Raw genomic sequence first — 20,683 nt, 5'->3', positions numbered from 1 at the left:
CATTCCAATGACCCCTGTCGGCGCTCTCCGCTCACGCATCGACGGCTGGTTCCTGTCGCGACGACCACCGTCGGACACGCTGGAGCTTACGCAGCGCAACGTCTACATCGTGCCCACGCGCGCCGGCTGGACGCTGGCCGCCACCTTGCTCGTGCTGTTGGTCGCCTCGATCAACTACCAGCTCAACCTGGGCTACCTGCTGACCTTTCTTCTGGCCGGCAGCGTGGCCGTGGGCATGCACGTGTGCCACGGCACGCTGCGCGGCCTGGCCATGCACATGGTGCCGCCCGACGCGCACTACGCGGGCGCCGCAGCCGTCTTCCGGGTGGTGCTGCACAACGCGCGGCGCAGCGTGCGCTACGGCATCGGCATGGCCGTGCGCGGCAGTGGCCAGTGGGCGTGGACCGATGTGCCGGCCGAAGGCACGTCCACCGTCGATATCGCATTCCAGCCCGAGCGGCGCGGCCTGCATCCCGTGCCGCCGCTGACGGCCGAGACGCGTTTTCCGCTCGGCACCTTCCGCGTGTGGACCGTGTGGCGGCCTGCGGCGCAGATGCTGGTCTATCCCGCGCCGGAAGCGCATCCACCGCCCTTGCCGCCGGGCGAACCGTTGTCGGGGCCGGCGGCCGTGTCGGCCGCACTGCGGGCCCACAGTGCCGGCGAGTACGACGGCGTGCGCGCCTACCGGCGCGGCGATCCGCTGAAGCTCGTGGTCTGGAAAAAGGCCGCGCGGGCACAGGCCACCGGCTCGGAAGACCTTGTCAGCCGTGACACGCAGCAGACGCAGCGCGAGGAGCTGTGGCTCGATGCGCAGGTCACCGGCCTGGCGGATGGCGAAGCACGGATTTCGCGGCTCTGTGCCTGGGTGCTGATGGCCGATCGGTTGGGCGTGGACTATGGCGTCCGCGTGGCAGGCCGGGCCGTGAAGCCTTCGCAAGGGGAGGCGCATCGAAGGGCTTGCCTGGAGGCGCTGGCGCTATGTTGAAGAAGCTCCTGCAACAGCTCGCAGCCCTCCCCCGGGATGCCAGGGACACGCTCTTTCTGTTGGCCGTCATCGCGCTGATCGTGCTGCCCCAGGCAGAAAACCTGCCCTGGTGGTGCACCGCCATCACCGCCATGGTCCTGCTCTGGCGAGGCAGCCTCGCGGTGCAGGCACGCCCGCTGCCCAGCAGATGGTGGCGAGTCGCCCTGCTCGCCCTGACGCTGGCGGCCACCTACGCCACCCACCGCACGCTGCTGGGCCGCGATGCCGGCGTGACGCTCGTCGTCATCCTGCTGGCCCTCAAGACACTGGAGTTGCGGGCCAGAAGAGACGCCTTCGTCATCTTCTTCCTGGGCTTCTTCGCGATGCTCACGAACTTCTTCTACTCGCAGTCGCTGCTGACCGCCTTCACGATGCTGCTCGCGCTGCTCGGCCTGCTCACCGCACTGGTCAACGCGCACATGCCGGTGGGCCGGCCACCGCTGATGCAGGCCGCACGCACTGCGGGATGGATGGCCCTGGCCGGCGCGCCAATCATGCTGGCGCTGTTCCTTCTGTTCCCGCGCTTCGCGCCGCTCTGGGGCACACCGAGCGACGCCATGACCGGCCGCACGGGTCTTTCAAACACCATGCGCGTGGGCACCATCGCCGAACTCGCGCTCGACGACAGCATCGCCGCGCGCGTCAAGTTCGACGGCAACCGCGCACCGCCGCAAAGCCAGCTCTACTTTCGCGGCCCGGTGCTCGCGCAGTTCGACGGCCGCGAGTGGACGGCGCTGCCTTCCTGGATGCGCGGTACGCAGTGGTCCGCCAACCTGCGCGTCACTGGCGAGCCGGTGCGCTACGAAGTCACGCTCGAACCCAACAACCGCCCCTGGCTGCTGACGCTCGATGCCGCGCAGCGCGCACCCGAAGCACCGGGCTTCGAGGTCACGGGCACGCCCGACCTGCAATGGTTCGCGAACCGGCCGCTCAACGATCTGGTTCGCTACCGGGCCGAGAGCTACACCCAGTTCCAGAGCGGCCCGCTCAAGCGTACCGGCGGGCAGTTGCAGGCCTACCTGTCGCTGCCGCCCGGCACCAACCCGCGCACTGCCGCGCTCGCCGCAGAGATGCGCAACGATCCGGCACTGCACGACGCCACCACGCAGGCCTTCGTGCAGGCCGCGCTGAAACGCCTGCGCACCGGCGGCTACACCTACACGCTGGAGCCGGGCGTCTACGGCAACGACACGGCCGACGAGTTCTGGTTCGACCGCAAGGAAGGCTTCTGCGAGCACATCGCCTCGGCCTTCGTGGTGCTGATGCGCAACCTGCAGATCCCGGCGCGCATCGTGACCGGCTACCAGGGCGGGGAACTCAACAGCGTCGACAACTACTGGATCGTGCGCCAGAGCGATGCACACGCCTGGGCCGAAGTCTGGCAAGAGGGTTCGGGCTGGATGCGCGTGGACCCGACCGCCTCGGTGGCGCCCGGTCGCATCGGGCAGATGCAGCGGCTGGTGCAGCAACCGGGCCTGTTCGCCGGTGCCATCGGCGCGATGAGCCCCACGCTCGCCCAGAACATCCGCGCCGCTTGGGAGGCCGTGAACAACGGCTGGAACCAGTGGGTGCTCAACTACACGCAGAGCCGGCAGCTCAACCTGCTGAAAAACATCGGCTTCGAGGCGCCCAGCCTCGAAGACCTGGCCTATGTGCTGCTCTACCTGCTGATCGGCGCGAGCCTTGCCGGCGCAGCCTGGACGCTGTGGGAACGCAGCCGGCACGACCCGTGGCTGCGCCTGCTCGGCCAGGCACGTGCGCGCCTGGCCAAGTCCGGCCTGCGGCTGCCCGAGACAACCCCGCCGCGCCAGATGGCGCAAGAGGCCGATGCCCGCTTCGGGCCCACCGCGCAAGCCGTTCGCGACTGGCTGCTGAAGCTCGAAGCCCAGCGCTACGCCAAGGCCACGCCCCAGACGCTTTCGGCCTTGCGCCGCGAGTTCCGCCACCTCAATTGGCCCGCCGCGAACCCGCGCGGCTGAAACCACATGTGTCTCTGAAGAGGGGCCGCACGCACGAACGGCACAATCGGGCCCATGCGATTTTTTCTCTCCACGCCGTCCCGCGCCATCGCGGCAGTCGCCCTTCTCGCCGCCTGCTGCGCATGGTCCACAGCGGCTGTAGCCCAGAAGTCCTCCAATGGCCGCGTGGCGAGCAATGCCGTGCGCGGCACCATCCCCTACGCCACGCGCGACGACGCGATGCGCTTTGCCGACGAGGTGGCCGAGCGCCGCGGCCTCGACCGCGAATGGGTGCGCGCCACCATCGGCAACGCGCGCTTCCTGCCCAACGTGCCGCGCCTCATGCTGCCGGGCCCGGTCGGCACGGTGAAGAACTGGCAGACCTACCGCAGCCGCTTCATCGACCCGGTGCGCATCGCGGCCGGCGTGCGCTTCTGGCGCGCCAATGCCGACACGCTGGCACGGGCCGAAAAGGTGTACGGCGTGCCCGCGGAAATCATCGTCGGCATCATCGGCGTGGAAACGATCTACGGCCGCAACATGGGCAACTTCCGCGTGATCGATGCGCTGGCCACGCTGTCCTTCGACTTCCCGCAGGGCCACCCCCGCGCCGCCGAGCGTGAAGCCTTCTTCCGCGGCGAACTCGAAAGCTTCCTGAGCACCGAGAGCCGCACCTCCGACGATCCGCTCACGCCGCTGGGCAGCTACGCCGGCGCCATGGGCATGCCGCAGTTCATGCCCAGCAGCATCGCCAAGTACGCGGTCGACTTCGACGGCGACAGCCGCATCGACCTCGTCAACAACCCGGCCGACGTGATCGGCTCGGTCGCCAACTACTTCAAGGCCTTCGGCTGGAAGCCGGGCATGCCCGCGATCTATCCGGTGCATTTCGATGAAGCGCGGCTGCAGAAGGCGCTGCTGCTGGCACCCGACATCCTGCCGACCTTCAGCATCGACAGCTTCGTGGCGGCAGGCGCGGTGCCCGAGAGCGATGGCATCCGGCACAAGGGCCTGCTCGCGCTCGTCGAGCTGCAGAACGGCGCCGACGCACCACCGACCTATGTGGCCGGCACGCGCAACTTCTACGTCATCACGCGCTACAACTGGAGCAGCTACTACGCCATGTCGGTCCTCGACCTCGGACAAGAGGTCAAGGCAGCGATGGAGCAATAAGCGCCATGACGCCTGAAGCGCTGCACGCGAACTGGACCGGGGCCTGGCACGCGCTCGGCGTCGCATCCCCCGGCGACGCGCTGTTCACCGAGCTGCAACAGCGCTACAGCGAACCGCAGCGCCACTATCACACGATGCAGCACCTGGGCGAATGCCTCGCGTGGTTCGAGCGCGAGAAGGCCAATGCCGAGCACACCGGCGAAGTGGCGCTCGCGCTCTGGTTCCACGATGCCATCTACGACGTGCACGCGCACGACAACGAAGCGCGCAGCGCCGACTGGGCCCATCGCGCGTTGACCGATGCGGGTGCGAACGAAGCAGCCGCTGCACGCGTGCACGCCCTCGTCATGGCCACGCGCCACGACGCGGTGCCCGAAGGCCGCGATGCGGAATTGCTGATCGACATCGACCTGTCGATCCTCGGTGCCGAACGCACGCGCTTCGATGAATACGAGCGCCAGGTGCATGCCGAATACGCCTTCGTACCCGAAGACGTGCGCCTGCCGCGCCGCCGCACGATCCTTCAGCGCTTCCTGGATCGCAAGGCCATCTACGCCACGCCGCGCATGCACGCGCAGCTCGAAGCGCAGGCGCGCATCAACCTGCAACGCTCCATCGCAGGCTGAGGTTCAGGCGGGCACCAGCCGCCACCATTCGGAGCGCGGCAGTTCGTCATTTCGCTCTTCTTCCACGATGCCGAAGAGCAGGCCGTCTTTCGATGCGCCCAGCTTCGACAACTGCAGCAGGCGCGGCGGATCGCGGCACAGCATGAAGCTCGCATCGCCCTGCCATTCAAGACAGCGGCCGACCTCGGCCAGCATCAGCGCGGGCTGGCTCTGCATGAAGGTGAACGGCATCGGCAAGCCCGCATCAAGCTGTGCCAGCCCCGCGTGCGTGGCGCCCCAGGCACCGCGCTGGCTGGCCACACGCAGGCGCGCGGCGACGGGCAAGGCGGCCTCGCCTGCCGCGTCGAGACAGCAGCGCGCGCCGTACATCGCAAGCTCGGTCCACAGGCCGACACGGCGCGGGCGACGGCCGATGCGGCTCGCCAGAGCGTCGCGCCAGTCCGCGGGTGGCGGATGCGCGACGAAATGCGCGGCGGTGCGCCAGACGGTCGAGCTGTCCGCACTCATGCGTGGCAATCCCTGAGCACCAGCGAGGCATGCCCGCCGCCGAAGCCGACCACGTTGAGCAGGATGTTGCGCAGCGCCTGCGGCGGCTGTTCGCTCAGCTCAATGCCCAAGGTTTCGTCGAGCGCATAGCCAGTCACCGGCCATACGCCGCCTTCAATGCAGCCAACCAGCAAGGCCAGCTCCGCCGCACCCGCCGCGCCGAGCGTGTGCCCGATCGCCGCCTTGAGCGACACCAGCGGCGGCAGCGGATCGAACACCTGCTTCAGCGCCTCCACTTCGATCGCATCGTTGATGGGGCTGCCCGCAGCCTGCACCTTGATGAGATCGATGTCTTCAGGCCGCAATCCACTTTGCGCCAACGCGCCACGGCACATCGCATGCACCGCGCTGGCCTCCGTGCCCGAGGGGTTGCGCCCGTCAACCACGTTGGCACCACCCGCCAGTTGCCAGCGCGCCGGCTTTGCGCGCAGGCGCAGGGCCGCCACAGCCTCGCCCAGCACCAGCCCCTTGCGCCCGGCGCCGAAAGGCTGCGCGCTGTCGGGGGCCAGCAGTTGCATCGCGCCGAAACCGGCGACGGTGAAACGGTTGTCGGCTTCGACACCGATCACGAGTGCTTCATCGGCCTCGCCGCCGCGAATGAGATCGCTGGCCGCCAGCACGGCGTTGAGTGCCGAGGTACAGGCCGTCGAGACCGTGAACACCGGCCCCTGCCAATCGAGCGCAGCCGCCACGACCCCGGCAAAGTCCTGCAGGTCGCCGCCGAGCCGCAGGTCTTGCACGGTGTGCTCCATGAAGCCGATGTCGAGCGAGGACGAGGCCACGAACAACGGCGCAGTGCGGGCGCCCCATTCACCGGTCTGCGCGACCACACTGCGCAGGGTGTTGCGCAACCGCTGTGTCCAGTTGCCCTCTTGTGCCGGCAGCGTGTAGACCGGCCAATGAACGCCTTCGGCAACAACCACCGGCGTCGGCGGCACGCCGCCGCGCCGCAGCGCATCGAGCGTGCTCGGCATGTCATGGCCCAGCACACAGGCCAGGCCCACGCCGGCCAGGTAGACATCGCTCATGCCTTGCCCGCTTGCGCGAGATGTTCGGCCAGATGGGCGATGGACGTCATGGCCCGGCGCGTTTCCTTGCTGTCGGGCATGCGCACGCCGAAGCGCTGCTGGATCGTCATCGACACCTGCAGGGCATCGAGCGAATCGAGATCCAGTCGGGCCTCGGGACCGAACAGCGGTTCGTCGTCGCCCAGGCCGCCGGGCGGTGCCTCTTTCTCGACGGATTCGAGCACCATCGTCTTGAGGCTGGCGATGAACTCGGCGGAAACGGTGTTCATGAAGAAGTGCGCCTGCGAAACAGAAAGACAGCCAGAAGGAACATCAGCGCCGCGAACACGACCAGCCGGCCGATCTGCGGCAGCGCATCGGCCACGCCACCACCGCGCAGCAGCACGGTCAGCAGGGCTTCGAGCCCCCAGTTCATCGGCGAGACCTCGACCAGCCGCTGCATGAAGCCCGGCATGACGAACTTCGGCACCATGATGCCGCCCGCCGCAGCCATCAATACATTGACCATCGGCCCGATGGTCGCGGCCTGCGCGTGGGTGCGCACCGCGCAAGCGAGCACCAGCGACAGGCTCACCGCAGCAAGGCTCACGGCCGCGAGCGAGAGCAGCAGCGCCCCCCAATGAATGCCTACTAGCGACAGCGCATCGCCGCCGATCAGCGGCATGAACCAGATGCCCGCCGCCAGCATCAGCACCGCCTGCAGCGCATTCACGCCCAGGTACGGCAACGCCTTCGACGCCAGCAGGATGAAGCGCGACACGCCCAGGCTCTGCAGCCGCCCCAGCGCACCCGAACTGCGTTCCTGCACGAACAGGCTGGACAGCGAAGCCACCACGAAGAACATGCCGAAGACCAGCCACGCCGGCACGTTCTGCTGCACCGAGGTCGGCCGTGGTCCGGTCGTGGAAAAGCGCTCGGCACGCACCATGGCCTGAATGGATGCATCGGACGCAGGGCCGGCCGTGCCGGGCACTGCCAGCGCAAGGCGCGCCTTGAGTTCACCCGACGCGCCAATGAGTTCGGCGCGCAGCGCATTGAACAGATTGGCGTCGATACCCGGCTCGGCCAGCAACTGGATGCGCGCTTCGGTCGACAGCGCCGCCGACTCCAGCTCTTGCGACAGGCCAGGCTCCAGCACGATCACGTACTTGAGCGAGCCGTTGCGCAGCCGCGCCTGCCAGTCGGTGCCCAGCGGCTGCGGTGCGCCGTGGTTGCGCTGCCAGAGTTGCTGCAGCCACTTGGCGGGCGTGGCCGTGTCGCGCATGTCGATCGCGTAGCTCAGCTCGGCCAGCGGCGGTCGGTAGATGTCCTTGAGCGTGAGCGACATCAGCACGATGAAGACCATCGGCATCAGGAACAACGCAGCCAGCCCGTGCATGTCGCGCACGAGGGCGAGCAGTTCTTTCTTGATGAGCGCGAAGAGCATGTGCGTGTGTGGATCAGTCAGTCGCGCAACGAGCGATGGGTGAGCGCCATGAACAACTGCTCCAGGTCATGGCGACCGAACTCGGCATGCCGCACTTCGATGCCCTCGGCTTCGAGCGTGGCCAGCACCGGGCCGGGCCCCATGCCTTCGTTCAGATGGATGCGCCAGTGCACACCACCCTGTTCGACCGTGCCGAAGCGCGAGAGCATTTCCACATTGAGCCCGTCGGCAGCCAGCGTGAGCAGCATCGCGCTCTTCGACAGCAGTTCGTCGAGCGAGCCTTCGCGCAGCACGCGGCCATGGTCGAGGATGGCCACGCGATCGGCGATGGCCTCGATTTCTTCCATGTAGTGCGAGGCATAGATCACCGCCCCGCCAGCCTGTGCCAAGCTCTTGATGGCATCGAGGATGAAGGCACGCGACTGCGGGTCGACGCCCACGGTGGGCTCGTCGAACAGCATCAGCTCGGGTTCGGGCAGCAGGGCAATGGCGAGATTGAGCCGTCGCTTGAGGCCGCCCGACAGCCGCTCGGCGCGCACGCCTGCGAACTGTTCCAACTGGGAGAAATGCGTGCAGGTTTCGATGCGCGCCTTCTTTCGAGCGCCCGACAGGCCACTGGCCGCAGCAAAGCACGCGAGGTTTTCGGCCACCGTGAGCATCGGATAGAACGCCTGGTCCTGCGGTGCCACGGCGATGCGTGTGGGTGTCTTCGCGCGCACTTGCTGCAGCGGTTGGCCGTCGATGCGGATCTCGCCCGACTGCACCGCGAGCGCGCCCGACAAATGCGAGATCAGCGTGGTCTTGCCAGCGCCGTTGGGGCCCAGCAGGCCCAGCACACAGCCCTTCGGGACCGTCAACGACACCTCGGCCAGAGCGGCTGCATCGGCGTGCGGGTAGCGGTAGCTGAGGTTCTTCAGCTCGAGCATCTGTTCACCATTCAGTTGCTGTCCTGGGCGCTGCTGTTCGGGGCGCGTGCGAATGACACCGGGTGCTCCCCTCCGCGAATGTCCCCCGCTTCGCTCCTCCTTTATTTCGCTGCGGGGAGCACCCGGCGTCATTCGCACATGGGCACGCTGCGGTTGATCCTGCGATCAACGACCACTCTGTCCAACGCTCACGCCGATACGGGGCTCTTTTTCGCGAAATAAAGGAGGAGCGAAGCGGGGGACATTCGCGAAAAAGAGCACCGTGTCGGCGTGAGCGACGCCCTGAACAGCAGCGCTCCAAATCAAGCACAACGCGACAAACAGAAAAGCAAGATTCCATCTCAGGCAACAGCAGCCTTGAGATCACGGAAAAAGCTCTCCTCCTGCTGCGCCTGCTCACGCAGCTTCACAGCCAGCGCGGCGGGATCAACCGCCTCGCGGCCCTTAACCATGCGCGCCGCCTTCAACGCAAAGGCACGCCAGCCATCGCCGATGGCGGTGAGCCGGTCAGACATCTGCAGCAACTGCGGTTTGTCGAGCAGTTGCGCCGCTTCCTGCAGAAAGCCCGCGTAGATGAATCGGAAGCCCGCACCGCCCGTGCCGATTTCTTCCTGCATGCGAACCAGATGGCCGATGAAGTCGACGCTGCGCGGATCGGTGGCCGACAGGCGCTGCATACGGTTGGCCAGCGTGCGCATGCCACGCACGCCGACGATGGGAATGGGCGCGAGCATGTTGCGCACCGTCTTGCGGATGGCCTTGGTCACCGAGGCCGCATCGACCGCCTTGCGATCGATGGCCTGCGGGTAGTACATGAGGCCCTTCGGCGCGAGCACACCCTTGGCGAAGCGCGCGCGCGACAGGTCGCTGCTGGGGCAACGCACCGGCTCCTCGAACACGGGGTCGCTGATCAGGTAGTCGTCGCCGTCCTTGCCGTACACCAGCAGGTTGTGCGCGTTGAAGTGAAAGCGCATGTTCGGCGGAAAGTACGGCAGCCAGTAAACCGATGTCTGCAGCCCGACGATCTGCCCGTTCGCCAGCAGCGCATCGAGCCGCTGTTGCCCGGCTTCGGGGCTGCGGAAAGTCTCGAAGCTGAAACGCGCGGCCATCGGCGCCAACAGGCCCTTGATGATCGCCTTGGGCGGCATGCGGTACGAAATGAGCGGAAGGCCCGACAGCTTGATGAACGGCAGGTACGCGAACGACAGCGCCGACGACAGGCCCAGCGCCATGCTCTCGGTCATCGGCGCACCGTGGTGGCGCATCAGGCTCGAAATGACGCCGCTCTCGCAGTGCGCCGCCTGTTGGTGTTGAAAGTTCACGGCAGGCCTTGCAAGGTGGAAACGGGCAGGCCCAGCGCTTCGCCGTAGCGCGCCAGTTGGGCTTGCGACAGCGCGGCAAAGTGGCCCGGCCGCAGATGGCGGCGCACGCGCCATTGCCAGAAGCCGCTGGTCTGCGACAGCAGCGCCACGTCCATGCGGCGCTCGTACATCCAGTACTCCAGCGGCGAAGCGATGCCGGCCTTCACGCGCTGCCTTGCGGCTTGCGCCTGCTCGACCAGCACATCGACCGCATGGCTGGTGACGATCTCTTCCGCCTCCCATCCACGCGAAGTGGTGGTGACGACGCGGCCCTGCGCATCGCGCGCGTACATCAGCTTGGAATGGCCGTTGAGGGTCGCATTGCCCTCTTGCGGAACGGCGTCGAGGTCCATGGCTACACAGCCTCCATGTAGATGAAGCCGCTGGAGAAGCGGCCACTTTCAGGCACGAACATCAGCAACTTCTGGCCCCGCTGGATACGGCCCGAACGGAACAGTTCGTCGAGCATGATGTAAGGCGATGCCGAACCCGTGTTGCCCTTGCTCGCAAGGTTGCTGAACCAGCGCTCGCGCGGAATGTGCAGCCCCAGCGATTCGAGGCACTGGCTCACCGGTTCGACGAAATAGTTCGATGAGAGATGCGGCAGGAACCAGTCGATGTCCTTCGACTTCAACCCGCGCCGTTCGATGACGACCGCGAGCGGTTCGCCCAGCGTGGCGCGCACGATGTTTTCGTTGAGCAGGCGCACGTCCTGCTTGACGGCGAAGGTCGACTCGCGCTGCCAGTCCGAAGGCGAGAAGCGTGCCCAACCGTCGAGGCCGCCATCGGCATTCTTCTCGGCACCCGCGTACATGCACACCGGCAGTTCATGCGCAGCCGACGACAGATCGATCCATTCGACACGCAGCGACAGCGGCCCGCGCGGCTCGCGCTCCAGCAGCACGGCGCCGGCGCCATCGGACAGCATCCAGCGCAAGAAGTCTTTCTCGAAGGCCAGCTCGGGCCGTGCCTCGAGGGCTTCGAGCTTGTGTTCGAGTTCGGCCTCGAAGTTGGACCCGCGCATTACGGCCGATGCCAGCTCGGAGCCGGTGGCCACTGCACGGCGCGCATCGCCCGCGCGCACCGACAGCCACGCGTGCTTGAGCGCGGCAGTGCCGGCCAGGCAGATGCCCGCGCAGGCCACGACTTCGAGCCGGGGCCAGCCGAGTTCGCCGTGCACCATCACCGCATGGTTGGGCATGAGCTGGTCGGGCAGCGAGGTGCCGGTGACAAGGCAATCGACCGGGCCGATGTCGTCGCCCAGCGCGCGGATGGCCGACGCGGTGAGCTGTGCATTGGTCATGGCCAGTTGGCCGGTGGCGCGGTCGATGGCGTAGTGGCGCGACTGGATGCCGTTGCTGCGAAGAATCAAACGTCTTGCGCGGGACGCCTTGCCGCCGATGCGACCCAGGACGTCTTCGATCTCTTCATTGCTGACCGGGGCAAAGGGCAGAAAGGCGGCGGTACGGGTCAGGAAGACATCAGTCGTCATAGAGGTGGGAGCGGTCCGTGGCAGAGCCCGACGGGCACTCGAATTGGGCTGTCATTTTAGTCAGCCACCCTCTGAGAAAAGGTCGAAAGATCGCTTGAAGAGTCAGGCTGACCGGGACTACTGTCACGATCAGTACCAGCAAAAAGAGCACGTACAGCAGCAACAGCGGTTTGCGCGGCCACGCGCCGGGCCCTCCGGCCGCCATGATGAGCTTGCCCCAGAGGTAAAAGCTGCGGGTGCCGGCCTTCTCGCTGATCAGCAGCCGCGCATTGGCCTGTACCGCGCCCAGGCCGGCCAGCAGCGGTTGCGTGCCGCGCTCCAGGTGGTTGTGCAACGCGTCACGCAGGGCACGGCCGAAACGGCCGGTACTGCGGATCTGTCCGGTACTGAGCCCTGCATCCGGCATGCCCCAGAAACCGCGCTTGCGGCCCCAGATCAGCCAGGCCGGCGTGGTGAAGAAGGTGGCGAGCGTGGGGCCGGGGTCGGTCAGCACCACGTTGTCGATCAGCCGCGCGCCCACATCGTCGAGCATGCCCTTGAGCTTTTCATGGGCCAGCAGCCACATGTTGCGGCAGGCGATGACCGTCACCACCGGCTTGCCCTTGAGCAGGCGCGCCGCCACGGGGTGCTTCAGAAAGGCGGTGATGGGCTGCGACGGCGCAAGAAACCACACCTGGTAGGGCAGGATGACGAGGTCGAAGTCTTCCTCGCCCGTGAGCGACAACGGCGCCAGCGGCGGCGGCTTCATGTGGGCCGATTCGGGGAAGGCGTCGAAGAAGTTCAGGAAGGGCCAAGGGAAGGGAAAGGGCTTGTGCAGCCGCAGTGTTTCCTCGTGCACGTGGATCGACGGGTCGGTGCGCAACGGCGCGACGATCTGCTCTGCCACGCTGCCAAGCTGGCCCGACTGCGAGTAGTGAATGACCAGGACACGCTTGACGCGCGAAGCGCTGTCGGCGGAGGCTGAAGGGCTGGGGGAGCTTGAAATCACGTGCGATGGCGGTTCGAGGGCCGTCGAATGTAAGCCAAGCTTTCGCGCAGCGCATCTGCCATTGGTCATGTCGTCGCAACAATCAGACGGTCGACATCCACTGGGCGGGGCACGAAACGCTACATTCGGTGGCCCGCCTCGCACCGATGCCCATCCCACCCGCTTCTGTCGAACAACTGCTCGAGCTTGCGATCCGCCTTGTGAACGCAGGCGATGCGTCGCGTGCGCGACAGCTTTGCGAGCATGCGAAAGCCACGCAGGCGCCCCACCCCGCCGTGCTTCAGTTGCTGGCCCGTCTGCAAATGGAAGCGGGCGATCTTGCGATGGCCCAGGCGTCCATCACCGAAAGCCTCGCACTGCGCCCGGACCACGGCCCCTCATTGCTGGTGGCGGGCGATGTGGCGCGGGCCAGTAGCGACTTTGCGCTGGCGCTGCAACATCACGAACGCGCCGTGGCGCTGCTGCCCGGACGCGAGCAGGCACTGCACGCACTGGGCCTGACGCTCCGGGCTGCCGGCCGATGGTCCGATGCCGCGCAAACGCTGCGACGTGCCACCGCGCTGGCGCCCGCACATGGGGCCGTCTGGTTCGAGCTGTCGCTGGTGCTGCAGGACCTGCGCGACTTCGACGGCGCGGCCGGTGCGCTGCGGCAGGTGCTTCGCGTCTCGCCGCCACGTGCCGAGGTGGAAGTCAACCTGGGCATCGTGCTGCAGGAAGCCGGCCGGATGGATGAAGCGATGCAGGCCTACGGCCGCGCCTGGCGCCTGCACGAGAACACCTTCGGGCGCATCGCACATGCGCTGTCGACGGCACCCAACGGGCGCCTGTGGCTCGACCTGAACGATCTGCGCGCAGCGCTGCGGGCCACGGCGGCCTGAACGCGCGCCCAGGCTTTCAGCCCGCGCCGCGCTTGCTGCGGAACGACTTCCGGTAGACGCCCGGCCCGGCCATGATCTTCTCGGCGAGCTGCTCGTAGCCCTTCACCTGCGCCGCGCTCATGGGCTCACAAGACAGGGCGAGCGGCTCGCGTGGCACCGGATAGCACTGCGCCACCGGCGTGCCGCGTGCAAGCACGCCCTTGAATTCAGGATCGATCCAGACCGCAGGAAAGTTGATGCCGACCTCGTTGAAACGATCCGCATCGACCAGCCCCGTGACCAGCCTGAACGGCAGGTCGTCGCGGTTGACCGGATGAACGGCCATGAGCGACCAGCCTTCGTCGATCTCGACCGTCCAGAAGCTGTTGAACTTGATCGCCGAACGCGTGCCATGCGCCAGTGGCGAGCCGGCGATCTGCTCGGGCACATGAAAGCTCAGCGGCGCGCGCGGATGCCCGGGCACGGTCAGCACGGGCAGCGGCCAGTCCCAACTGAATTGCCCCGCCTCGACGGTCACGTCGCAGGGCAGCAGGAACATGAAGCCGTGCGTCATCGCATCGACGAACGGCGGGCATTGCTTGACGGTGCGGATGCTGCGCTGGTGCACCGGCGAAGGCGCCCTGGGCGCCATCCGGCGCAGCCAGTCGGGCAGCGCGGCCTTGGCCGGCACCGGGCGCGGCAGCAGGTCGAACAGCGCGGGGTCGCAACGGAATTGGATGTTCATGGGGCGGTGGCTGAAAAGGCCAGAGTGTCCGCGCCATTGTCTTTGCTCCTTCCCCCTTTGGGGGAAGGTTGGGATGGGGGCAAGCGGCGTTAAGCAGGCCGACGGCCATCGACGCGCCACCGTGCCCCCACCCCTGCCCTCCCCCAGCGGGGGAGGGAGAAAGAAAGGCGTGAGCCTTGCTTACCTGACGCGGCCTTCCTTCCAGGCGGTCAGCAGCTTCTCGTAAGCCACCGTCTCACCCTTGGGCTTTTCGTTGGCCAGCTTCTTCCACGGTGCGTGGTCGCTGCTCAGCCACTTGTTCGGATCGCCCTTGGCGTTGAGCTTTGGCGCGCAGTTGGCCATGCCCGCGCGTTGCAGGCGGCCCATCACGTCGTCCATCTCGTTGGCCAGGTTGTCCATGGCGGCCTGCGGCGTCTTCTCGCCGGTCACGGCCACGGCCACGTTCTTCCACCAGAGCTGCGCGAGCTTGGGGTAGTCGGGCACGTTGTTGCCGGTCGGCGTCCATGCCACGCGCGCTGGGCTGCGGTAGAACTCGATCAGGCCGCCGTACTTGGCTGCGTTCTTCGTGAAGTAGTCCGAACGGATGTCGCTGTCGCGAATGAAGGTGAGACCGACGATCGACTTCTTCAGCGAGGTCGTCTTCGAGGTCACGAACTGTGCATACAGCCACGCAGCGGTCGCGCGGTCAGGGTCGTTGGACTTCAGGAAAGTCCACGAGCCCACGTCCTGGTAGCCGTTCTGCATGCCGTCTTTCCAGTACGGGCCGTGCGGGCCGGGTGCCATGCGCCACTTGGGCGTGCCGTCGGCATTCACGACCGGCAGCCCCTGCTTGATCATGTCGGCCGTGAACGCGGTGTACCAGAACACCTGCTGCGCGATCTGCCCTTGCGCGGGCACCGGGCCCGATTCGCCGAAGGTCATGCCCATGGCTTCCTTGGGCGCGTACTTCTTCATCCAGTCGATGTACTTGGTGAGCGCATAGACGGAAGCCGGCGAGTTGGTCGCACCGCCGCGCGAGACGGCCGCGCCCACGGGCGTGCACTTGTCGTCGGCCACGCGGATGCCCCATTCGTCGATCGGCAGGCCGTTCGGAATGCCCTTGTCGGCGGCACCGGCCATCGACAGCCACGCGTCGGTGAAGCGCCAGCCCAGCGACGGGTCTTTCTTGCCGTAGTCCATGTGGCCATAGATCGGCTTGCCGTCGATGGTCTTGACGTCTTCGCTGAAGAAAGCGGCGATGTCTTCATAGGCCGACCAGTTGATCGGCACGCCCAGGTCGTAGCCGTACTTGGCCTTGAACTTGTCCTGCAGGTCCTTGCGCGCGAACAGGTCGGCGCGGAACCAGTACAGGTTGGCGAACTGCTGGTCGGGCAGCTGGTACATCTTCTTGTCGGGCGCCGTGGTGAAGCTGGTGCCGATGAAGTCCTTCAGGTCGAGGCCCGGGTTGGTGTAGTCCTTCCACGCACCCGTCATCTGGTCGGTCAGCGCCAGCGCGGTGCCGTAGCGGTAGTGCGTGCCGATGTGATCGGAGTCGTTGATCCAGCCGTCGTAGATCGACTTGCCCGACTGCATCGAGGTCTGCAGCTTCTCGACCACGTCACCCTCCTGGATGATGTCGTGCTTGACCTTGATGCCCGTGATTTCCTCGAAGGCCTTGGCCAGCGTCTTCGATTCGTACTCGTGCACGGTCAGTGTTTCCGACACGACCGAGATCTCCTTCACCCCCTTGGCCTGCAGCTTCTTGGCCGCTTCCATGAACCACTTCATTTCCTCCATCTGCTTGTCTTTCGACAAGGTCGACGGCTGGAATTCGGTGTCAATCCATTTTTTGGCTTCGGCCTCGCCAGCCCAAGCGCCGTGCGTGGCGAACATCGCCGCCGCCAGTGCCAGTGCCGTGTAGCGCATCTTCATGACTGTGTCTCCTCGGTTGGTGCTTCCCCGTCGTGTCCTGTCGCGGCTCCGGGGAGGCGGAGAGCCGGACGTTTGTCGAAAACCGGTGGGGTCAGCCCTTGCGCATGACCACGGCAAGGACGAGCATCGAAATCACGAAGCTGATCCAGATCGAAGGCTCTACCTCCAGGCTCATCCACTCCTGGAATTTGCCGGCCAGCCCGATGAAGGCCAGGTTGATGTAGGCAGCCATCAACAGGCCGATGAAGAGCCGGTCGCCGCGCGTGGTTTCGATCGGCAGCCAGCCGCGCCGCAGCGTGGTGGGCGACTTGATCTCCCACACGGTCATGCCGACCAGCATCAGCGCGATGCAGGTGAAGAACACGGCCACCGGGGTGGTCCAGACCATCCAGTTGAACATTCGGCGCTCCTTAAACGCGGCCCATCGCGAAACCCTTGGCGATGTAGTGGCGAACAAACCAGATGACGATGGCGCCGGGCACGATGGTCAGCACGCCGGCGGCCGCCAGCGTGGCCCAGTCCATGCCGGACGCGCTCACGGTGCGCGTCATGGTGGCCACGATGGGCTTGGCGTTCACGCTGGTGAGCGTGCGCGCCAGCAGCAACTCGACCCAGCTGAACATGAAGCAGAAGAACGCCGCCACGCCCACGCCGGCCTTGATAAGCGGCAGGAAAATGGTGACGAAGAAGCGCGGAAACGAGTAGCCGTCGATGTACGCCGTCTCGTCGATCTCGCGCGGTATGCCGCTCATGAAGCCTTCGAGAATCCACACCGCCAGCGGCACGTTGAACAGCAGGTGCGCCAGCGCCACGCCCAGGTGGGTGTCCATGAGGCCTACGGTGGTGTAGAGCTGGAAGAACGGCAGCAAAAACACCGCGGGTGGCGTCATGCGGTTGGTGAGCAGCCAGAAGAACACGTGCTTGTCGCCAAGGAACGAATAGCGCGAGAAGGCATAGGCCGCGGGCAGCGCCACGGTGAGCGAGATCACGGTGTTGATCGCCACGTAGATCAGGCTGTTGATGTAGCCCGAGTACCACGACTCGTCGGTGAAGATGCGCGCGTAGTTGGCCCAGGTCAGGTGCTGGGGGAAGAACGAGAAATGCGAAAGAATTTCCTCGTTCGTCTTGAAGCTCATGTTGATCATCCAGTAGATGGGCAACAGGGCGAACAGGATGTAGAGCAGCAGGAAGATGCTGCGTTTGTGGAATCGCTTCTCGGTCATTTCAGTTGCTCCGCCGCGCGTTGTGTTGCGGGTTGCCTGCGTTCTTGTTCGGGGCGCTGCTGTTCGGGGCGAGTGCGAATGACACCAGGTGCTCCCCTCCGCGAATGTCCCCCGCTTCGCTCCTCCTTTATTTCGCTGCGGGGAGCACCTGGCGTCATTCGCACAGGGGCACGCTGCTGGCAATCGCCGATCAACGACTGCTCTGAGCGCTCACGTCGATACGGGGCTCTTTTTCGCGAAATAAAGGAGGAGCGAAGCGGGGGACATTCGCGAAAAAGAGCACCGTGTCGGCGTGAGCGTCGCCCTGAACGGAGCCCTGAACAGCGACGCAAAGACGAAACAAGAACCGTCATTTCTCCACCTCCACTTCCTGCGTCCCAACCCGCTGCATCCAGTTGTAGAGCACGAAGCACAACAGCAGGATGATCAGGAAATAGATCAGCGAGAAAGCAGCCGCCGGCCCCAGGTCGAACTGCCCCACCGCCTTCTGCGTGAGGTACTGACTCAGGAAGGTGGTGGCATTGCCAGGCCCGCCGCCCGTCAGCACGAAGGGCTCGGTGTAGATCATGAAACTGTCCATGAAGCGCAACAGCACCGCGATCATCAACACACCACGCATCTTGGGCAACTGGATGTAGCGAAACACCGCGAACTTGCTGGCGCCGTCGATGCGCGCGGCCTGGTAGTAGGCGTCGGGTATCGAGCGCAGGCCCGCATAGCAGAGCAAGGCCACCAGCGGTGTCCAGTGCCACACGTCCATTACCAGCACCGTGAGCCAGGCGTGGGTGGCGTTGCCGGTGTAGTTGTAGTCGATGCCCAGGGTCTGCAACGCATGGCCCAGCAGGCCGATGTCGGCGCGGCCGTATATCTGCCAGATGGTGCCGACCACGTTCCATGGAATCAGCAACGACAACGCCACCACCACCAGCACCGCCGACGACTTCCAGCCCTTGGCCGGCATCGACAGCGCGAGCATGATGCCCAGCGGAATTTCGACCAACAGCACCGAGAACGAGAAGCCAAGCTGCCGCAGCAACGCTTCATGCAGTTCGTCGTCGCGCATCACCGAGGCGAACCATTCGGTGCCCACGAACACGCGGCGGTCGGGGGAGATGATGTCCTGCACCGAGTAATTCACGACCGTCATCAGCGGCACGATGGCCGAGAAGGCGACGCAGATCAGCACCGGCAGAACCAGCCACCAGGCCTTCTGGTTGATCGGCTTGTTGGTTGCGTTCATGCCACCAGTTCCTCGTTGAAGTAGTAGCAGGTGTGCGTGTCCAGCACGCGCAGCCACACGGTGTCGCCCACCGCCGGCGGTTGTTCGTCCGAATGCAGCCGCACCTTGATGACGCTGCCGTCCGCTTCTGCGCTCAGCATCGCGTGCGTGCCGACGTCCTGCACCTGCTTGACCACCGCGGGCACGGCACCGGCAGCGCCGGCGTTCGACAGGCGCAGGTACTCGGGGCGGATGCCGATCTTCAGCGGGCCTTGCGGCAAGTCACGCGTCGGCACCAGCGGCGTGCCCGCCACTTCGAGCGCGCCGTTCGTGCTGTTGGCCGACAGAAAGTTCATGCCCGGCGAGCCGATGAAGTGGCCAACGAAAGTGTGAGCCGGCCGCTCGAACAGCGCCTCGGCGCTGCCCACCTGCACGGCCTTGCCGCGTGTCATGACCACCACCTCTTCAGCGAAGGTGAGCGCCTCGACCTGGTCGTGCGTCACGTAGATCAGCGTGAGCTTCAGTTCGCGATGAATCTGCTTGAGCTTGCGGCGAAGCTGCCACTTCAGGTGCGGGTCGATCACCGTCAGCGGCTCGTCGAACAGCACGGCCGACACGTCGCTGCGCACCAGCCCGCGCCCGAGCGAAATCTTCTGCTTGGCATCGGCCGCGAGCCCGGCCGCGCGCTGGTTGAGCTGGCCGCTCATGTCGAGCATCTCGGCGATCTCGCCCACGCGCTTCTTGATCTGGTCGGCCGGCACCTTGCGATTGCGCAGCGGAAACGCGAGGTTCTCGGCCACCGTCATGGTGTCGTAGATCACCGGGAACTGGAACACCTGCGCGATGTTGCGTTCCTGCGGCGTGGCGCGCGTCATGTCGCGGCCGTCGAACTTCACCGAGCCCTGCGAAGGCACCAGCAGGCCCGAGATGATGTTGAGCATGGTCGTCTTGCCGCAGCCCGAGGGGCCGAGCAAGGCGTACGCGCCACCATCGCGAAAGCTCATCTGCAGCGGCAGCAAGGCGTAATCGCTGTCTTGCGTGGGGTTGGCGCGGTAGGCGTGCGCCAGGTCGAGATCGATGCGGGCCATGTCAGCTTCCTTTGCGCCATGCCGGCGCGCGCGCCAGCTTTTCGCTGGCATCGAACACATAGGCCTGCGACGCGCTGAAGTACAGCGTGATCGCGGCGCCCAGATCGAAGCGGTGCACGCCGGTGAGCTGGGCCACCAGCTCGCCGACCGCCGTTTCGACGTGCACGAAGGTGTCGGAGCCCGAGATCTCGGCCAGCTCCACCTTTCCGGGCAGGGCGATGTCGCCCTCCCCCGCGCCGACATTGAGCGCACTCGCGCGCAAGCCGACGGTGACCGCACCCGACACACCTTCGGGCAAGGCCAGCGCCAGGGCCGGCCCACCGGCCAGTTGCACCTGGCCGGCTGCAGCGGTGGCGACCAGCAGGTTCATCGGCGGATCGCTGAAGGCGCGTGCCACGCGCAGCGACTGCGGCGCATGGAACACCTCTGCGGTGGGGCCGTACTGCAGCAGTTCGCCGGCGTCCATGACGGCCGTATAGCCGCCGAGCAGCAGCGCTTCGCCGGGCTCGGTGGTGGCGTAGATCACGGTCGAGTCGCCGGTGGCAAAGAGCTGCGTGAGTTCTTCACGCAAGCCTTCGCGCAGCTTGTAGTCGAGGTTGACCAGCGGCTCGTCGAGCAGCATCAGCGGCGCGTTCTTGGCCAGTGCGCGCGCCAGCGCCACGCGCTGCTGCTGCCCACCCGACAACTCGGCCGGCAGGCGGTCGAGGAACATGCCGATGTGCAGCTTGTCGGCCAGCGCCCTCACGCGGGCCTCGATGTCTTTCTCGCCACGCAGCTTGAGCGGCGAGGCGATGTTGTCGAAGACCTTGAGCGAGGGATAGTTGATGAACTGCTGGTAGACCATCGCCACGTTGCGCTCGCGCACGGGCATGCCGGTGACGTCCTTGCCGTCGACCAGCACCTTGCCCGTGGTCGGCGTGTCGAGCCCTGCCATCAGGCGCATCAGGCTGGTCTTGCCGGCCTGCGTGGCACCCAGCAGCACCGTGACGGCGCCGCTTCGGGGGGCAATGCTCTGCTCGTAGAGCCATGTCTGCGCGCCGACCTTCTTGGTGACGCGCTCCAGAGTCAGTTGCATGGGCCTCCCTCGCTTCT

21 protein-coding genes are annotated in these 20,683 nt (G+C 66.1%); 5 read left to right on the top strand and 16 right to left on the bottom strand.

Going from position 1 to position 20,683, the window contains the following annotated elements:
* Nucleotides 1–7 precede the first annotated feature (7 nt).
* From H7F35_RS24255 to H7F35_RS24240, 4 genes are read left to right on the top strand one after another with little or no spacing between them, the layout of a single operon-like run.
* Nucleotides 8–985 carry a DUF58 domain-containing protein gene (locus tag H7F35_RS24255; RefSeq protein WP_187109108.1) on the top strand — a complete coding sequence of 326 codons (978 nt, stop codon included), beginning with the start codon at nucleotides 8–10 and terminating at the stop codon, nucleotides 983–985.
* Nucleotides 979–3,003 carry a transglutaminaseTgpA domain-containing protein gene (locus tag H7F35_RS24250; RefSeq protein ID WP_410010727.1) on the top strand — a complete coding sequence of 675 codons (2,025 nt, stop codon included), beginning with the start codon at nucleotides 979–981 and terminating at the stop codon, nucleotides 3,001–3,003. The genes H7F35_RS24255 and H7F35_RS24250 overlap by 7 nt, the downstream gene beginning before the upstream one ends.
* Nucleotides 3,004–3,057: 54 nt before the next feature.
* Nucleotides 3,058–4,155 carry a lytic murein transglycosylase B gene (gene mltB, locus H7F35_RS24245; RefSeq protein WP_187109107.1) on the top strand — a complete coding sequence of 366 codons (1,098 nt, stop codon included), beginning with the start codon at nucleotides 3,058–3,060 and terminating at the stop codon, nucleotides 4,153–4,155.
* Nucleotides 4,156–4,160: 5 nt separating this feature from the next.
* The gene (locus tag H7F35_RS24240; protein WP_187109106.1) at nucleotides 4,161–4,781 is read left to right on the top strand and encodes an N-methyl-D-aspartate receptor NMDAR2C subunit; all 621 of its coding nucleotides are present in this window, start codon (nucleotides 4,161–4,163) and stop codon (nucleotides 4,779–4,781) included.
* A gap of 3 nt (nucleotides 4,782–4,784) precedes the next feature.
* Here H7F35_RS24240 and H7F35_RS24235 read toward each other — a convergent pair whose 3' ends face one another.
* The 9 genes from H7F35_RS24235 to H7F35_RS24195 all read right to left on the bottom strand — a co-directional run bounded on the left by H7F35_RS24235 (nucleotide 4,785) and on the right by H7F35_RS24195 (nucleotide 12,617).
* The gene (locus H7F35_RS24235; RefSeq protein WP_187109105.1) at nucleotides 4,785–5,288 is read right to left on the bottom strand and encodes a hypothetical protein; all 504 of its coding nucleotides are present in this window, start codon (nucleotides 5,286–5,288) and stop codon (nucleotides 4,785–4,787) included.
* Nucleotides 5,285–6,355, bottom strand: coding sequence for a beta-ketoacyl synthase N-terminal-like domain-containing protein (locus tag H7F35_RS24230; protein ID WP_187109104.1), 1,071 nt, complete (start codon nucleotides 6,353–6,355; stop codon nucleotides 5,285–5,287). Before H7F35_RS24230 ends, H7F35_RS24235 begins: the two co-directional genes overlap by 4 nt.
* On the bottom strand, nucleotides 6,352–6,624 hold the full coding sequence (locus tag H7F35_RS24225; RefSeq protein ID WP_187109103.1) for an acyl carrier protein: 273 nt from the start codon (nucleotides 6,622–6,624) through the stop codon (nucleotides 6,352–6,354). The genes H7F35_RS24230 and H7F35_RS24225 overlap by 4 nt, the downstream gene beginning before the upstream one ends.
* Nucleotides 6,621–7,781, bottom strand: a complete 1,161-nt coding sequence (locus H7F35_RS24220) for an ABC transporter permease (RefSeq protein ID WP_187109102.1) — start codon at nucleotides 7,779–7,781, stop codon at nucleotides 6,621–6,623. The genes H7F35_RS24225 and H7F35_RS24220 overlap by 4 nt, the downstream gene beginning before the upstream one ends.
* Nucleotides 7,782–7,798: 17 nt before the next feature.
* The gene (locus H7F35_RS24215; RefSeq protein ID WP_187109101.1) at nucleotides 7,799–8,707 is read right to left on the bottom strand and encodes an ABC transporter ATP-binding protein; all 909 of its coding nucleotides are present in this window, start codon (nucleotides 8,705–8,707) and stop codon (nucleotides 7,799–7,801) included.
* 341 nt (nucleotides 8,708–9,048) lie between these two features.
* Nucleotides 9,049–10,029 carry a BtrH N-terminal domain-containing protein gene (locus H7F35_RS24210; RefSeq protein ID WP_187109100.1) on the bottom strand — a complete coding sequence of 327 codons (981 nt, stop codon included), beginning with the start codon at nucleotides 10,027–10,029 and terminating at the stop codon, nucleotides 9,049–9,051.
* Nucleotides 10,026–10,421 (bottom strand): hypothetical protein, encoded by a 396-nt coding sequence (locus H7F35_RS24205; RefSeq protein WP_187109099.1) that lies wholly within the window; start codon nucleotides 10,419–10,421, stop codon nucleotides 10,026–10,028. Before H7F35_RS24205 ends, H7F35_RS24210 begins: the two co-directional genes overlap by 4 nt.
* Before the next feature lie 2 nt (nucleotides 10,422–10,423).
* Nucleotides 10,424–11,560, bottom strand: coding sequence for a beta-ketoacyl-ACP synthase III (locus H7F35_RS24200; protein ID WP_187109098.1), 1,137 nt, complete (start codon nucleotides 11,558–11,560; stop codon nucleotides 10,424–10,426).
* Nucleotides 11,550–12,617 (bottom strand): dialkylrecorsinol condensing enzyme, encoded by a 1,068-nt coding sequence (locus tag H7F35_RS24195; protein ID WP_222621965.1) that lies wholly within the window; start codon nucleotides 12,615–12,617, stop codon nucleotides 11,550–11,552. Before H7F35_RS24195 ends, H7F35_RS24200 begins: the two co-directional genes overlap by 11 nt.
* Before the next feature lie 77 nt (nucleotides 12,618–12,694).
* Between H7F35_RS24195 and H7F35_RS24190 the strand changes: the two genes are divergently transcribed.
* A complete protein-coding gene (locus H7F35_RS24190) occupies nucleotides 12,695–13,426 on the top strand; it encodes a tetratricopeptide repeat protein (RefSeq protein ID WP_187109097.1) in 732 nt (243 codons plus the stop codon).
* Nucleotides 13,427–13,442: 16 nt separating this feature from the next.
* Here H7F35_RS24190 and H7F35_RS24185 read toward each other — a convergent pair whose 3' ends face one another.
* The 7 genes from H7F35_RS24185 to H7F35_RS24155 all read right to left on the bottom strand — a co-directional run bounded on the left by H7F35_RS24185 (nucleotide 13,443) and on the right by H7F35_RS24155 (nucleotide 20,666).
* On the bottom strand, nucleotides 13,443–14,150 hold the full coding sequence (locus tag H7F35_RS24185) for a hypothetical protein (RefSeq protein ID WP_187109096.1): 708 nt from the start codon (nucleotides 14,148–14,150) through the stop codon (nucleotides 13,443–13,445).
* Between the two features lie 180 nt (nucleotides 14,151–14,330).
* The gene (locus H7F35_RS24180) at nucleotides 14,331–16,061 is read right to left on the bottom strand and encodes an ABC transporter substrate-binding protein (RefSeq protein WP_187109095.1); all 1,731 of its coding nucleotides are present in this window, start codon (nucleotides 16,059–16,061) and stop codon (nucleotides 14,331–14,333) included.
* A gap of 91 nt (nucleotides 16,062–16,152) precedes the next feature.
* Nucleotides 16,153–16,461, bottom strand: a complete 309-nt coding sequence (locus H7F35_RS24175; protein WP_187109094.1) for a DUF2160 domain-containing protein — start codon at nucleotides 16,459–16,461, stop codon at nucleotides 16,153–16,155.
* A gap of 10 nt (nucleotides 16,462–16,471) precedes the next feature.
* The gene (locus H7F35_RS24170) at nucleotides 16,472–17,284 is read right to left on the bottom strand and encodes a carbohydrate ABC transporter permease (protein ID WP_187109093.1); all 813 of its coding nucleotides are present in this window, start codon (nucleotides 17,282–17,284) and stop codon (nucleotides 16,472–16,474) included.
* Nucleotides 17,285–17,633: 349 nt separating this feature from the next.
* The gene (locus H7F35_RS24165) at nucleotides 17,634–18,524 is read right to left on the bottom strand and encodes a carbohydrate ABC transporter permease (RefSeq protein ID WP_187109092.1); all 891 of its coding nucleotides are present in this window, start codon (nucleotides 18,522–18,524) and stop codon (nucleotides 17,634–17,636) included.
* The gene (locus H7F35_RS24160) at nucleotides 18,521–19,591 is read right to left on the bottom strand and encodes an ABC transporter ATP-binding protein (RefSeq protein WP_187109091.1); all 1,071 of its coding nucleotides are present in this window, start codon (nucleotides 19,589–19,591) and stop codon (nucleotides 18,521–18,523) included. Before H7F35_RS24160 ends, H7F35_RS24165 begins: the two co-directional genes overlap by 4 nt.
* Nucleotide 19,592: 1 nt before the next feature.
* A complete protein-coding gene (locus H7F35_RS24155; protein ID WP_187109090.1) occupies nucleotides 19,593–20,666 on the bottom strand; it encodes an ABC transporter ATP-binding protein in 1,074 nt (357 codons plus the stop codon).
* Between the last annotated feature and the right edge of the window lie 17 nt (nucleotides 20,667–20,683).

The sequence above is a fragment of the Variovorax sp. PAMC26660 genome, from assembly GCF_014302995.1.
Classification (GTDB): domain Bacteria; phylum Pseudomonadota; class Gammaproteobacteria; order Burkholderiales; family Burkholderiaceae_C; genus Variovorax.
The sequence above is the reverse complement of the archived record's forward strand: the minus strand, read 5'-3'. Positions and strand labels throughout refer to the sequence as shown.